At 72.2% G+C, this 12923-nt stretch carries 13 protein-coding genes and 2 pseudogenes; 11 read left to right on the top strand and 4 right to left on the bottom strand.

Features of this window, described 5'->3' with window-relative positions; translation table 11 throughout:
• Window positions 1-379 precede the first annotated feature (379 nt).
• Window positions 380-619 carry a hypothetical protein gene (locus tag ACWCXH_RS36165; protein ID WP_449805748.1) on the top strand — a complete coding sequence of 80 codons (240 nt, stop codon included), beginning with the start codon at window positions 380-382 and terminating at the stop codon, window positions 617-619.
• Window positions 553-705, top strand: a pseudogene (locus ACWCXH_RS36160) (hypothetical protein); the annotation flags it as partial. The gene ACWCXH_RS36165 and the pseudogene ACWCXH_RS36160, both read left to right, overlap by 67 nt.
• An 86-nt stretch (window positions 706-791) precedes the next feature.
• On the opposite strand, the gene ACWCXH_RS36155 reads toward ACWCXH_RS36160, so the two are convergent.
• Window positions 792-1703 (bottom strand): endonuclease/exonuclease/phosphatase family protein, encoded by a 912-nt coding sequence (locus ACWCXH_RS36155; RefSeq protein ID WP_449805747.1) that lies wholly within the window; start codon window positions 1701-1703, stop codon window positions 792-794.
• Between the two features lie 35 nt (window positions 1704-1738).
• Window positions 1739-2167, bottom strand: a pseudogene (locus tag ACWCXH_RS36150) (integrase core domain-containing protein); the annotation flags it as partial.
• A gap of 499 nt (window positions 2168-2666) precedes the next feature.
• Here ACWCXH_RS36150 and ACWCXH_RS36145 point away from each other — a divergent pair.
• From ACWCXH_RS36145 to ACWCXH_RS36135, 3 genes are all read left to right on the top strand, one after another.
• Window positions 2667-3293 (top strand): hypothetical protein, encoded by a 627-nt coding sequence (locus ACWCXH_RS36145; protein ID WP_449805746.1) that lies wholly within the window; start codon window positions 2667-2669, stop codon window positions 3291-3293.
• Between the two features lie 77 nt (window positions 3294-3370).
• Window positions 3371-3892 (top strand): SigE family RNA polymerase sigma factor, encoded by a 522-nt coding sequence (locus tag ACWCXH_RS36140; RefSeq protein WP_449805745.1) that lies wholly within the window; start codon window positions 3371-3373, stop codon window positions 3890-3892.
• Window positions 3889-4626 (top strand): hypothetical protein, encoded by a 738-nt coding sequence (locus ACWCXH_RS36135; RefSeq protein ID WP_449805744.1) that lies wholly within the window; start codon window positions 3889-3891, stop codon window positions 4624-4626. The genes ACWCXH_RS36140 and ACWCXH_RS36135 overlap by 4 nt, the downstream gene beginning before the upstream one ends.
• On the opposite strand, the gene ACWCXH_RS36130 is transcribed toward ACWCXH_RS36135, so the two are convergent.
• A complete protein-coding gene (locus ACWCXH_RS36130; RefSeq protein ID WP_449805743.1) occupies window positions 4572-4799 on the bottom strand; it encodes a DUF6126 family protein in 228 nt (75 codons plus the stop codon). The genes ACWCXH_RS36135 and ACWCXH_RS36130 overlap by 55 nt on opposite strands.
• A 347-nt stretch (window positions 4800-5146) precedes the next feature.
• Here ACWCXH_RS36130 and ACWCXH_RS36125 point away from each other — a divergent pair, with 347 nt between their 5' ends.
• The 3 genes from ACWCXH_RS36125 to ACWCXH_RS36115 all read left to right on the top strand — a co-directional run bounded on the left by ACWCXH_RS36125 (window position 5147) and on the right by ACWCXH_RS36115 (window position 8022).
• The gene (locus tag ACWCXH_RS36125; protein ID WP_449805742.1) at window positions 5147-5908 is read left to right on the top strand and encodes a MerR family transcriptional regulator; all 762 of its coding nucleotides are present in this window, start codon (window positions 5147-5149) and stop codon (window positions 5906-5908) included.
• Between the two features lie 261 nt (window positions 5909-6169).
• Entirely contained in the window at window positions 6170-7594 is a 1425-nt protein-coding gene (locus ACWCXH_RS36120) for a SagB family peptide dehydrogenase (protein WP_449805750.1), read from the top strand.
• Between the two features lie 74 nt (window positions 7595-7668).
• A complete protein-coding gene (locus tag ACWCXH_RS36115) occupies window positions 7669-8022 on the top strand; it encodes a hypothetical protein (RefSeq protein ID WP_449805741.1) in 354 nt (117 codons plus the stop codon).
• A gap of 82 nt (window positions 8023-8104) precedes the next feature.
• Here the strand turns inward: ACWCXH_RS36115 and ACWCXH_RS36110 are convergent, their stop codons facing one another.
• Complete coding sequence (locus ACWCXH_RS36110; RefSeq protein WP_449805740.1) at window positions 8105-9025, bottom strand: JmjC domain-containing protein; 921 nt, start codon at window positions 9023-9025, stop codon at window positions 8105-8107.
• Window positions 9026-9273: 248 nt separating this feature from the next.
• On the opposite strand from ACWCXH_RS36110, the gene ACWCXH_RS36105 reads away from it, so the two are divergent.
• From ACWCXH_RS36105 to ACWCXH_RS36095, 3 genes are all read left to right on the top strand, one after another.
• Entirely contained in the window at window positions 9274-9651 is a 378-nt protein-coding gene (locus tag ACWCXH_RS36105) for a hypothetical protein (protein WP_449805739.1), read from the top strand.
• A gap of 563 nt (window positions 9652-10214) precedes the next feature.
• Window positions 10215-11249 (top strand): LLM class flavin-dependent oxidoreductase, encoded by a 1035-nt coding sequence (locus ACWCXH_RS36100; protein ID WP_449805738.1) that lies wholly within the window; start codon window positions 10215-10217, stop codon window positions 11247-11249.
• Window positions 11250-11339: 90 nt separating this feature from the next.
• Window positions 11340-12659, top strand: a complete 1320-nt coding sequence (locus tag ACWCXH_RS36095) for an LLM class flavin-dependent oxidoreductase (RefSeq protein WP_449805737.1) — start codon at window positions 11340-11342, stop codon at window positions 12657-12659.
• Window positions 12660-12923: the final 264 nt, after the last annotated feature.

Here is a 12923-nt window from a genome sequence, read left to right as displayed (position 1 = left end):
TCTGCCCCTGGGCGGGTTACCCCCCCCGGGGTTATGCGGGTGGGGCCCGCGCCCGCTGCCGCACTCCACGCAGCGGACGCGGGCACCACGCATCGCTCGGCGCCGCTCCAGCTGCTTCGCAGACGGTGAGAGCCGGAGTCATAGAAGAAGGGCATCGAAGCTCCTGTTGAACGGGGCGGCCTTCCCAAGTCGCCCTGAACCACCGGAACTTCGATGTGCCGCCAGTCTGGTCTGCCCCGGTGGACTGGCCGAGCAACTGGAGCACCTGCGGGCCGCTATGGCGCTGCCAGCCGTCTCGCTCGGCGTCATCCCGTTCACCGCGCAGCGCACCATGTGACCGACGGAGACGTTCAACATCTTCGACGATGCCGAGGCCGGGGTGGAGCTGCTGTCCGCCCAGGTGACCGTCACCACGCCCAGCGAGCTCGCCCTCTACGCCCAGGCGTTCGACCGGCTCAAGGACTTCGCGCTCTACGGCGCGCAGACGAGGGCCCCCGCAACGGCCAGGACGGCCGACAGCTGTGGCTCGCCCAGACTGGCGCCACCGACACGATCCCGCCGGCCGTCGCCGATGGCCAGGCCTACTGCCTGGCGGGCAAGAACGCCCTCCGGGCAGTGAGCCTGACCGATGGCAGCCGGCTGTGGGAGATCAAGACTGCCGACAGCGCCACGGGCACGTTCCCTCCGGGGACGGCGGCGAACGGTGTCGTCTACGGAGGCAACGGGACGGCGGCGGTCTGCGCGTGGGATGTGCGGCCTGGCCGAGCGGGTTCGGGCCCTGCTGGGCTGAATCACAAGGGGAGCGCGACCGTCAGGGGCCGGTGGTCGGACACCTCGCTGCGGGCGGCGTGGCCGTCGTCCTGCGCGCAGCGGGCGGGGGCCACGCCGTTGGTAAGGATGTGGTCGAACTGCACCAGCGGGCGGTGCGAGGGATACGTCCGTGCGCGGACCGCATCGCGCCAAGCGCCGTTCCTTTCACCGGAGTTGTGTGGTCCGGCGAGCAGCTCGGCGGCACTCAGGACGGTGCGCGGGACGGCGCCGACCAGGTTGAGGTCGCCGAGCAGGACGTGCGGGCGCGGCAGGCCGGCGATCCAGCGGCGCAGGAACAGCAGCTGGCGCACGTTCTGCCCGGGGACGGTCGACAGGTGCGCGGCGACCACGGTGAACGGCCCCCGCCGTCCCTCGACGACCGCCGCCAGCGCCGCGCGCGGCCGGTCGCGGGACCAGACGAGGCCCTGCTTGCCCGGTATCCGCAGCGGCACCGCGATCGGCGCCGGCGCGAGGCGCACGGCGCGCCACGCGTGCACCGGCAGGCGTGACAGCAGTGCGACGCCGTGCGAGGGGCCGCCGTCGTCCAGGTCGGCGTCATCGGGTCCGTACACGCGCAGCCCGGGACGGGACGGGTCGAAGAGCCAGCCCCGCCCGAGGACGGCGTGGCCGTGGAGCGCGGAGGCGTAGCGCCAGTGGCCGGCCGCCACCGCGCGGGCGACCGCACCGGCCTGGTCGACGCCGCCCGAGCGCTCCTGGAGCCGGTCGACCTCCTGCAGCGCCACGACGTCGGCGTCCAGCGCGGCGACGGCCTCGCACAGCGGCCGTTCCGGAGCGGGCATGTCCTTCATGGAGGCCGGGCGCCCGTCCGCCCCGACCGGCCTGCCGTGCAGCACGTTGAACGTCGCGAGGCGCACCCGCGCAATCGTCGTCATGCCCGGGACGCTACCGTCCCCGCGCCGGGGACCACTCCGATCGGATGCCCGGGGCGAACCAGTTCGCCCCGGATCCGGCGGCAGCCCCACCGCAAGTTCTCTTCGGCCAGTCGCAGCACCAGCGCCTTCACCGCGCTCGCGGTCGGTGGCCTGCCGGGCCTGCTCCGGCGCCTGCTGTAGTCCCACTTCCAGGCGATCAGCCGGCGGTGCCACGCCGGCAGAGTGCCGGGCGTCACCGGAAACACCAGCGCCCACCGGCGCCGCGGGATCAGTGGGGAGAGCGCCGCGAACCACAACCGGTCCGCCGGCTCGTACCGCACCGGCCCTGTGAGCTGCCCGCGCAGCATCGCGTTCTCATGTCGCAGCACCAGCAGTTCGGCGTCCTTGGCCGCATCCCGACGCAGCAGTACCGCCGGGATCGCGAGCAGCTTCCGCGCCACCTTGTACACCAGTGAGACGATCACCCGGACAGAGTTCCAGCCGGCCGTGACGGTTCGCCAGAGTCACTCCGAGCAGCAGCCGCGAGTTTCCGAACGGCACAGCGTCCGGTGCCGATACCCACGCCTGCGGCCGCTTGGCTGGCGGCGGCGCGCAGCGCGGCGGTGCTGCCGCGAAAGGCCGCGACGCCCCGCCCAGTGGCATACGAATCCGAACATCCCGGTGCCGAGTTCGTCCGCGGCCTGATCCGGCGGTCTGGGTCGGCGTGGCAGTGGTGGTGTTCAGCGGGGTGTGCGGGCCGTTCATCCCCGCAGCCCCGCAGCCCCGCAGCCCCGCAGCCCCGCGCCCGAAACCCGAGCCGGTCGCACCCACCGCCGCCGAGCCGGAGCCTGCGCCAGTCTGACAACAAGAAAAATGGAAGTAGTGTCATCCGCACTCCGGGCGAACGGGGTTCATACGGGTGGAGAGGCGCCCACTCCGTCCTGTTCGATCGGAAACCGCAAGGAGCTGTCCATCATGACGCGGATGAAGAAGTATCTGGCCGCTGCGGCGGTCGTGGCTGCCATGGCTGGTGCCGCCACCACTGCCCAGGCGTTCGCCGTCACGAAGCCGGCCGGCCCGGCCACGCACGTCGCGAGCGCCCCGGCGGCCAGCGGCAAGTCCACCGCCACGCCCAAGCCGTTGGAGTCGCCCAAGGCCGCGGCGGCCTCGACAGTGCGGGTGGTGGCCGTCGGGGAGAAGGTGCAGGCCCTGCCTGGTGTGACGCTGTGGTTGACCGCGGAGGGCAAGCACTGGTCCGCCCCGGAGCAGAGTGACCAGTTCCGCAGTGCGGTGGACGGCAACCTCGCGCCGGGAAGTGCGAGTGCCCAGCAGGAGGGCGTCAACGGGCGGCTGTTCCTGTCCGGGGTGTTCCTGGGCACGGGTGATGAGGCCCGGGTCGAGATCGCCACCCAGGACGACACCCTCTCCGGCCACATCCTGACGCTGGCCGGCCACCCGGGCTGGGGTGTCTGGTACGCCGACGGTGGCCCGTCCAAGCCGCACCACGCCATCGACCCGCAGCACCCGTTCCACTCGGACGTCCGCAAGGTCACCGTCTACGACTCCGCGGGCAAGGTCATCTCCCAGCTGGTCGTCCCCGACCACGGCTGATGTGCCCCAGGGGCCCGGGCGATGTCCGGGCCCCTCCGCCCCGCCCCGGACGCCCTGATCCAGAGGAACCGCCGCTCGTGACGCATGACAGTTCCGCGGACTTCGCCGATTACGCCGCCCTGGCCTGGCCACGGCTGGTGCGCACGGCGCACATGCTGACCGGCGACTTCCACGAGGCCGAGGACCTGGTGCAGACCACGCTCGTCAAGGTCTACGCCCGCTGGTCGCGGATCTCGCGCGACGAGGTCAACGGGTATGTGCGCCGGGCGCTGGTGAACAACAACTTCAGCCGACTGCGCCGCAAACGCGTCGCCCAGCTGCTGATGCCCTTCCTGCCGGAGTCGGTGCACGGCTCCCAGGAGGGGCACGCCGAGTCCATCGAGCACCGCACCGAGCTCATCGAGGCGCTGGAGGCACTGTCGCCCCGTCAACGCGCCGTCATGGTGCTGCGGTTCTGGGAGGATCTGAGCGAGCTGGAGATCGCCACCGTGCTCAACTGCTCGCTCGGTACGGTCAAGACCCATATCCGGCGCGGCCTGCAGGCCCTCCGCGCCAACCCCCTGCTCGCCCACGACACTGCCGCCGGAGCCGCCAGATGACCTCCCGGTCCGACGCCGAACGGATGCGCGGTGTCTTCGCCGAAACCGCGTACGACATCACGCCGTCCCCGCCCCCGCTGGCCGCCATCGAACGGGCCGGCCGCGCCCGCAAGCGCCGGCGCGCGGCCGGGCTGGCGGTCTGCTGCGGTCTGCTGCTCGGCTCGCTCGCAGCTGCCGCCGTCCACCTCTCCGCCGCCGACCACCTCTCCGCCGCCGACCGCGCTCGGATCGCTCCGGCGGTCACCGCGGCACCCACCGTGGCACCCACCGCAGTGCCCTCCGCGGTGCCCCCGGCGGTGCGGGTGGTGGCCGTCGGGGAGAAGGTGCAGGCCCTGCCTGGTGTGACGCTGTGGTTGACCGCAGAGGGCAAGCACTGGTCCGCCCCGGAGCAGAGTGACCAGTTCCGCAGTGCGGTGGACGGCAACCTCGCGCCGGGAAGTGCGAGTGCCCAGCAGGAGGGCGTCAACGGGCGGCTGTTCCTGTCCGGGGTGTTCCTGGGCACGGGTGATGAGGCCCGGGTCGAGATCGCCACCCAGGACGACACCCTCTCCGGCCACATCCTGACGCTGGCCGGCCACCCGGGCTGGGGTGTCTGGTACGCCGACGGTGGCCCGTCCAAGCCGCACCACGCCATCGACCCGCAGCACCCGTTCCACTCGGACGTCCGCAAGGTCACCGTCTACGACTCCGCGGGCAAGGTCATCTCCCAGCTGGTCGTCCCCGACCACGGCTGACTCAGCCCCCGCCCGCCCAGGAAGAACAGCAGGATCACGAAGCCCGCGAACAGGTGCGTACCGGCGATGTGGATCGGGGCGCGAATCAGCATCGCCTTGCGCTGGCTCTTCTCGTCGCGGGCGGCGGCACTCTGGCTCATCGGCAGCGGTTCCTTCTCGGTGTGGTCGGTCACGGGGCCCAGCCGACCCGCACCGGGCCGGCGGCGTCCCCGACCGCGTACACACAGGGGTCGGCGACCGGGCGCAGGGTGGGGTCGGTGATGATCCGGCCCTACGCGTCGGTGGCCAGGCCCGCCGCCGTGGCCAGAGGCACCACCCGGGGTGCCGCCGGTCCACAGGGCGGCGTCCCCCGAACCAGATCGCCGCCAGCGAGCGGCGGGAAGGGGACCGGCGACGGGCAGCCGGAACCGGCCAGCACTGCGCGATCACGCCCGCCGCCGCCAGACACGCTCGGGGCCCGTCGATGGCGGGACGGGACCGAGCAGCCCCACCACGCCATGGCACCACCGAGGAGCAACAGATGGAACCGACTCCGCTGCAGGCCGTACTCCACTCGGACCGTCCGGACGCGTCTTACACGGTCGAGGAGGTCTCCAGGCTGGTCGGGATGTCGCCGCGCAACATCCGGGCCCACCAGTCCCGCAAGCTGCTCCCGCCGCCGGCCCGCCGGGGGCGGGTCGGGTACTACGACGAGACCCACGTCCGTCGGCTGCGCCACATCGTCCACCTGCAGCGCCAGGGCTTCAACCTGGTGTCCATCGCGGCCTTCCTCGGGGTGGGGGACCGAGACGCCGAGGAGGCCCGGCTCGCCTCCGCAGTCAACCGCGCGGTGCGCGACCAGCCCGCGGTGTTCTGCTCCCTGAACCGCCACGGCATGCTCGGCTGGGAGGCCGACGGCACCGTGACCGTCGCACGGCCGGAGGTGCACCGTGCGACGATGGAACTCGTGCGGACCGGCGTCCCGCCGGCGGCCGCCCTGCGGTGCCTGGCCCGCTCGCTGGACCGGATCACCAGCGCCGCCGAGGAGTTGGTCGCCTCGTCGAGCGCGGAACTCCTCGCCGGCGCCGCCGAGGAACAGGGTTCGCCGGCACCGGCGGCGGTGCGAGGGCCGGCCGGTGGGCAGCGGACCGCACGGCTGACCGAGGGCGTGGTGGAGCTGCTGGTCAGCACGTTCCGGGCCGCCGCGGAGGACCGGGGCCGTGAGCTCGTCACCGAGTTGCTCATGGATGCTGACGGTTCCGACAGTTGGGTCGAGGAGCACCTGGTGGTCGAGAACGGATGAACGTGGCGCGGCCTGGGCCGCAGCGTCCGGCGGTGGCAGGAATCGGTGCAATCGTGAGCCGATGGCAGGCCCGATCCCGTTCCTCCTTTGTAGAACAGTCGCATCGCCGGCACTCCGCCCGGGTGCGCCGTCACCAACGGAGTCGCGGTGCGGCGGCCGCGGGTCCTCAAGCACCACAAGCCCTGCCGACGTGCCGTACGGCCGTCTCAGTACCGGAAGCATGAAGAACCAGTGAATCGAACAACTCCCCTGTTGGGCACGGTGAAGACCGAGAGCTACCGGCTCCGCAGCGACGCCCGGTTGACCGAGGGGCCGGGCGGCTCGCTCGTCCTCGAACAGTCCCGCTACCGGCTGCGCCTGCCCGGGCTGGAGGCAGGGCGCCGCGCGGCGCTGCTGCGGATGGTGGAGAACTGGCTCAGCGACCTGCAGATCGCGCAGCTCGTCACCGGGTTGGAGGGTGACTCGCGGCTGCCCCCGACCCAGTTGCTGGTGCGCCGGCTGCTCCTGCACTCCTGGCTGGAACGCCGGGTCTCCGTCGGAGCCCGCGCCCTGCTGGACGTCGTGCCCCGCAGCATCGGCGCCAAGAGCGTTCCGCCGCAGCGCCGCCACCGGCCCGGAGCGGTCTACCGGATGTCCAGGTTCGCGGTGATGCGTGCCGAGCAGGGCCGGATGGTGGCGTACTCGCCGCTGAGCACCGTCGGAATCAGCTTCCCCGGGTTCCGGCCGGCCGCCGTCCTGGCCCGAGCATGTGCGGAGGAGATCGGCCTCGGCGAGGTGGCGGAGGAGGCGGGGGTGGACGAGTCGGGGGCGGGGTTCCTGCTGGACGAGTTGCTCGCCGCTCGTCTCCTGGTGACCTCGGAGGAAGCCGGGGCCGAGACCCGTGCGGCACCGATGGCCCTCTGGTCGGCGGAGGAACTCTGGCTGCACGACCGCTCCCGCCCGGAGCGCCACGCGGCCCCGATCGGCGCCACCGACCGCTTCCGCAGTCTGTCGGCGGCGGACCTCGGGCGGACGGCCGTCGCCGAGGGCCGCTCCTCGATCGCCCTGCCCGCACCCCCGTACGCGGCCCGGGAGTCCGGTTCGTTGTCGACGGTCATGGCGCGGCGCCGCAGCGTGCGAGGGCACGACGACAGCCGGCCGGTGACCCTGGCCCAGCTCGGCGAGTTCCTCCACCGGGTGCAGCGCCTCGAACTCCGCGACCGCGACGGCGAGACGACCGGAGTCCGGCCCTATCCGGGCGCGGGCGGTCTCGGTGAGCTGGAGGTCTACCCGCTGGTCTCGCGGTGCGCGGGCCTGCCCGGCGGCCTCTACCACTACGACTCGGTGCACCACCGGCTCGCGCCGGTGGCCGCGCCGGGGCCGGCGACCGAACGGATGCTGTCCTTCGCCCGGGGGACGGCCACCATGCCGGGCCCGCCGCAGGTCCTGTTCGTGATCACGGCCCGGGTCGGACCGCTGATGCGCAAGTACGAGGGGATCCCGTACACACTGGCACTCAAGGACGCCGGGATCCTGACCGCCTGGATGTACCTGGTCGCCACCGACATGGGCCTCGCCCCCTGTGCCCTCGGTGCGGGGGACACGGCCTCCTTCTCCGCACTGGCCGGCTTGGACACGCTGGCCGAGCCGGCCGTCGCCGAGTTCGCCCTCGGCTCCTGCCCGCCCGACGGCCGGGAGTCGGCATGAGACTGCGCGCCCCGGGAGCCCCGGCCCGGCAGAGACAGGTTCCCCCATCGCACCCGAGAGCAGAGGACCGCGCCATGCACGCCACCGAACGCACCGCTTTCGCTTCCGGCTACAGCGCGGCGGTGGCCGCCGTCTGGTCCGATCCGGGTCAGGAACGGCTCCTGGCCGAGGACCCGCGCGTCCTGCTCGCCGAGCACGGAATCCGGGTGCCGACGGGAACGACCGTGGTCGTCGACCGCGACCGGCCCGCGGCACCGGACGTACTGGACGCGCAGATCCGGTCCTGGGAGGAGGCAGCCGTCAGCGGGCGGCTCACGCTGTTCGTGCCCCGCCCCGGTCGCTTCGAGGAGCGGGACCTCTCGGAGGAGGAACTGGACGCGCTGGTGGCCGGCGTGGGCGTCCAGGGCTTTCCAAAGATGCCCTACTGATCCGCCGGAGGACCGGGGACCGGGACGGCGGGCGCCCGGGTCGGGCCGTTGCGGACCCGGCCCCGGCGCTCACCACCACGGCTCAGCCGTTCAGTGCCGCCGCCAGGTTCGCCAGGGTGCGGTGCGGCTCGGTCGAAGCGGCACCGGTCTTCGAGGACGAGACGGTCTCCACGGAGGCGCACAGCTCCTCCGGGGTGAGCTCAGCCAGCCGCTTCCGGTAGTGGTCGAGCAACTCCGCCGCGGTCCGGCGCAGTTCTTCCGGGTCCACCGGGAGCGGAGGCAGGTCGAGACCGTCCTCGAAGCGACGGGTGAGGGCCGAGCGCAGGTCGGCGGTGCCGGGCTGCCGCACGGTCAGCGACAGGTGGAAGGACAGGCCGTCGGTGTGACCGACGGCCGAGTGCGGTGCACCGCGCGGGACGTAGAGGACCTCGCCCGCGTGCACCGTGGTCTCCAGCTGTACGGGCCCCGGCTCCAGCTCGAGGCCGCTCTGCCAGCACCCGTCCTCGGGGATCGCGTGGACCTGCCACCGCTTGCTGCCGTGCAGTTGGAGCACGAAGACGTCCGCGTCGTCCCGGTGGGAGCCGAACCCCTTCCGGCCGGGCGGGGTCACGAAGAGGAAGGCTTCGACACCGCGGTTCAGCTCGGCAGCGAGGCGGCCGGCGAGCGCCGCCACCCCGGAGTGCCAGTGCTCGACGTTGCGCATCAGCAAGGTGGCGCCGGCATCGACGTGGCGCATCACCTTGGCGGCGTCGGCGTAGCCGCGGAAGCTGCGGTCGATCAGGTGGTGGGCGCTGGTGTACTCCTCCTGCTCCAGCGCCCTCCCCCGGGCGACGAGTTCGAGGTACGGGACGCGCAGCATGCCCGAGGCCAGGACGTCGTCGACGTCCGCCAGGGCGACCGGCGCGGCGAGCGGTGCGGGCGGGCGCAGCAGACAGGCCCGGCGACGCCACGCCGTCTCCAGGAACGGCGTGGGGTCGCCCACCAGGGAGCGGAGAGTTTCCATTCGGGGGAGTGGCCTTCCGAAGCGGGGGCGATCTCGCGCCGAATCTAGGGTTCGCCGAACGGGCGGCGCAAGAATTCTCCGACACTTGCTCGGGTACGGGCACGAGTGAATCCGGACAGTTCCACCGAATCGTGCCGCTGCCGTTTTCCGGTGCCACCGCCTTTCCGGACCTCCGCTCGGCGGGCCCCGGAGAATGACAGCGCCGGAATCACTTTCCGGCACCGACCCGACGAGAACTGGAGCAGGCGATGCCCGTGCCGCTTCCGGACGCTGTGCTGCGCCGGCTCGGTCTGAACGGCGACCTCGCGGTGCGTCCCGTCACGGTGGGACTGCCGAACCGCTGCTGGCAGGCCGAGACCGGCTGGAACCGGCGCCTGTTCGTCAAGCAGTTCCTGGGCGCGGAACCGGAACGGCTGCGAGGCCGGCACCGGACGGTCCGGGCCCTGCAGGAGCGCGGCCTGACGGTCGCCGCACCCTTGGCGACGCCGGAAGGACGCACCCTGATCGAGGTGGCGGGCGGCCTGTTCGCGCTCTACCCCTGGGCGGAGGGGCAGCATCTGCCCGGCTGGCTGATGAGCCTCGGGCAGGCGCGCGCTCGGCCGGCAACTGGCCATCATCCATGGTGAGTTGGCGCGGATCATGCCTCCGGGCATCCCCGAACTCCCTGTGCCGACGGACCGTGACACGGCGTTGCGCACCGTCGACGCGTTCCTCGTCCGGGCCGCCCGCGAGCCCGACCGCGATGCCTTCGACCGGAGCGTCCGCAGGCGGCGGCCTTCGTCGCCGGATATCGCGCCGTGTCACCGCTGTCCGAGGGGCAGTTGGCCGAGGCGGCGGAGTTCCTCTGGTGGGAGCGTGCCTGCGACCTGCGCCACCTGGAGCGGGACTACGGAGGCCAGGACCGTACCCGGGACCACCTGTTGGCCATGGACGGCCTACTGCTCTCCTGGTGGTCCGGACACCCGGACCAGGTAGCGACAGTGCTGGCCGGGGAGACCTCGTTGGCATCGATCGATGCAATCCCCGGGGGAATTTCTACATGAATCCGTGCTGCTGGCCCGATTTCTTGTGGCCGCTCGGACGGTCGCACTAGGGTGTGGCACAAAAAGACGGACGGTCCGGGTTTTCGCGCCGCGTCTCGTTTCAATTGTGCGAGCGCCGCCCGGCTCGTCGGCGGAAATATGTGAACTTGGAGGAGCCCGTGTTCCTGGGTGTGGAGATCGGCGAACCGGGATCCGCGCGGCCCGCCGCGTCCGGCTGCGCACGTGTCGCGAAACTGGCCGAGCGGGGATCGTTGGTCTTCGTGACGCTGGACGAGGCCCTCACGTCCCCGGCGGACTCCGTGCACGCCCGGCAGCGGATCGCCCAGAGCCGGTTGAACCCGGTGGCCGCGCTCGCCCACGTCGCTCCGCAGACCACCTCGATCGGGCTCGTCGCCACGGCGACCGTGACCTATCTCGAACCCTTCCACGTGTCGAAGGCCCTGGCGACGCTGGACCACGTGAGTGCCGGACGGGCCGGCTGGTGCGTGCGGGTGTCCAGGAGCGCCGAGGAAGCCCGGCTCTTCGGGGAGCGCACCGCTCGGGGCCTCTCCGAACTGTACGAGGAGGCCGCCGAGTTCGTCGAGGTGGTCTCGCTGCTATGGGACAGCTGGGAGGACGGGGCGGAGATCCGTGACGCCACCACCGGGCGGTTCCTGGACCGAACCATGATCCGTGCCGTGAACCACGAGGGCCCGTACTTCCGGGTGAAGGGTCCCGGGATCGTCCCGCGGCCGCCGCAAGGGCATCCGGTGACGGCCGTGCGGATCACCTCGGAGAAGGAGCTGGCGCTCGCGGCCCGCGCGGACCTGGTCTTCGGCCGTCTCGAACGGGTCGTCGGCGCTCGTCCGCGGCTCAGGAGCGGAGCCAGGACGATCGCGGACCTCTTCGTGGACTGCCGCGGGCTGCCGGCCGGCCAGTGGGCGTGGGGGACCGGCGGAGCGGCCGAGACCGGGGGCGTCCGCGAGTTCGCGGACTTCCTGCACCTGCGCGCGCGGACCGGCCCGGTGGACGGGTTCCGTCTCGTGTTCGCCGAGGTGGGCGCGGAACTGTCCCGCTTCGTGGACGAAGCCGTTCCCGAACTGCGCAGGCGCGGGCTCGTCACCCCCTGGGGCGAGGACTGCCGCAGTTTCCGTGAGCGCCTGGGGCTGCCGCACCGCGCGCCCAACAGCATGGTCCTGTAGGGGGGATCCCGTCACTCCGTCCGCACGATCCGGCCCCGACCACTGAGCGGCCGGATTCGCCGGGCCCGTCAACACCCTAGGAAGCCCGCAGTGAACCTTGAACGGCGCCGCCTCCACCTGGGCGTTCTCTTCCCGGTCAACCCCATCACGACGGTGTGGAAGGGCGGCCGGCACGGCAGCCAGATCGACTTCGCCGCGATCGCCCAGCTGGCCCGGACCGCCGAGCGCGGCCGGTTCGACTACCTACTGCTCGCCGACGACCTCCGCATGCCCGAGCGGAACGGCGAGGTGACCGAGGTCGGGGTGGCCGGCCGGCACGACCTGCTGACGATCGTCTCGGCCGTCGCGGCCGTCACGGAGAAGCTGGGTCTGGTCGCCACCGTCAACACCACCTTCAACGAGCCCTACGACCTGGCTCGTCAGCTCGCCACCGTCAACCACCTCTCGGGCGGGAGGCTGGGCTGGAACGCCGTGACGACGCCGGACGCCTGGGTCGGCGAGAACTTCCGGCGCGGCGGCTTCCTCCCGCACGCCGAACGCTACGAGCGGGCCGCGGAGTTCGTCGAATTGTGCCGCGCGGTCTGGAGCGCCGGCGGGCCCGCCGGCAGCGGGCCGCTGACCCACGAGGGGAGCCACTTCCGGGCCGAGGGAGCGGTCGCCACCGCGTCCGAGGGCGTCGAGCCGGTCCTGGTGCAGGCGGGGGACTCGGAGCAGGGGAGGGAGTTCGCCGCCGCCCACGCGGAGGTCGTCTACAGCAGGAAGAGGGGCCGCGCGGGCCGCGAGTTCTACGCAGACGTCAAGGGAAGGCTGGCGCGCCACGGGCGCGACCCGGGGCAGTTGAGGATCATGCCGGCGATCACCTACGTGGTCGGGCAGTCACGGGCGGACGCCGAGGAGCTGGCGCGGGCGAGGCAGCTGGACATCGTGACTCCGCAGATGGCGATCTACTACCTGGAGGCTCTCTGGGGGCGTGACCTGTCCGCCTACGACCCGGACGGCCCGTTGCCCGACGTCGCCCCGGACCCGGACGGCGGGGCGTTCGTCAGCGGTCGGCCGAGCGGCATGGACGCTCAGCGGCGGGCGGACCGGGTGGCGTTCCTGCGGCAGGTCGCGGAGTCGAGGAAGCTGTCGATCCGGCAGCTCGTCGCGCTGGTCACGCACACAAAGCCGCTGGTGGGCACCCCGTCCGACATCGCGACCGAGATGATCGACCACGTCGAAGCCGGCGGCTGCGACGGGTACATCATCGTCCCCGACCGGGCACCCGGCGGGCTGGACGAGTTCGTGGAGCACGTGGTGCCCGAGCTCCGGTCCCGCGGGGTCCTCCCCGCGGAGTACGGGTCCGGAACGCTCCGGGGTCATCTCGGCCTGCCGGAACACCGCCGGACGCCGGTGAATCGCGGTCGATGACACGGATCGCTGTCACGGTGGAGCGTTTCCCTGCGCGCCTTGGTGGCAGTTCCGCGGAAGGCTTGCCGACCGTCGGTGCCCGGAAATAGCGTCTGCACCACCACCGAGCGGAGCCGAGTGTTTCGTCCGAGTCCTTTCTCGGTATTCGACAACGAGGCTGCTCATCGAAATATGTGACGGACCTTGCCGCGCCCCGGCTTCGGCCGGGTGGGCGGCCCGCCGCAGGCGAGTCCTCGGCAACCGGCCGGAAAGGGGGTGTTCGTG

This window comes from Kitasatospora sp. NPDC001660, from assembly GCF_053596725.1.
Note: the sequence above shows the minus strand (reverse complement) of the source record. Positions and strands in the feature narration are given on the sequence as shown.

Coding starts and splice junctions, on each gene's coding strand:
- ACWCXH_RS36155 (WP_449805747.1), bottom strand. CDS start 1,703: ATGACGACGATTGCGCGGGTGCGCCTCGCGACGTTCAACGTGCTGCAC.
- ACWCXH_RS36145 (WP_449805746.1), top strand. CDS start 2,667: ATGAAGAAGTATCTGGCCGCTGCGGCGGTCGTGGCTGCCATGGCTGGT.
- ACWCXH_RS36135 (WP_449805744.1), top strand. CDS start 3,889: ATGACCTCCCGGTCCGACGCCGAACGGATGCGCGGTGTCTTCGCCGAA.
- ACWCXH_RS36125 (WP_449805742.1), top strand. CDS start 5,147: ATGGAACCGACTCCGCTGCAGGCCGTACTCCACTCGGACCGTCCGGAC.
- ACWCXH_RS36115 (WP_449805741.1), top strand. CDS start 7,669: ATGCACGCCACCGAACGCACCGCTTTCGCTTCCGGCTACAGCGCGGCG.
- ACWCXH_RS36110 (WP_449805740.1), bottom strand. CDS start 9,025: ATGGAAACTCTCCGCTCCCTGGTGGGCGACCCCACGCCGTTCCTGGAG.
- ACWCXH_RS36105 (WP_449805739.1), top strand. CDS start 9,274: ATGCCCGTGCCGCTTCCGGACGCTGTGCTGCGCCGGCTCGGTCTGAAC.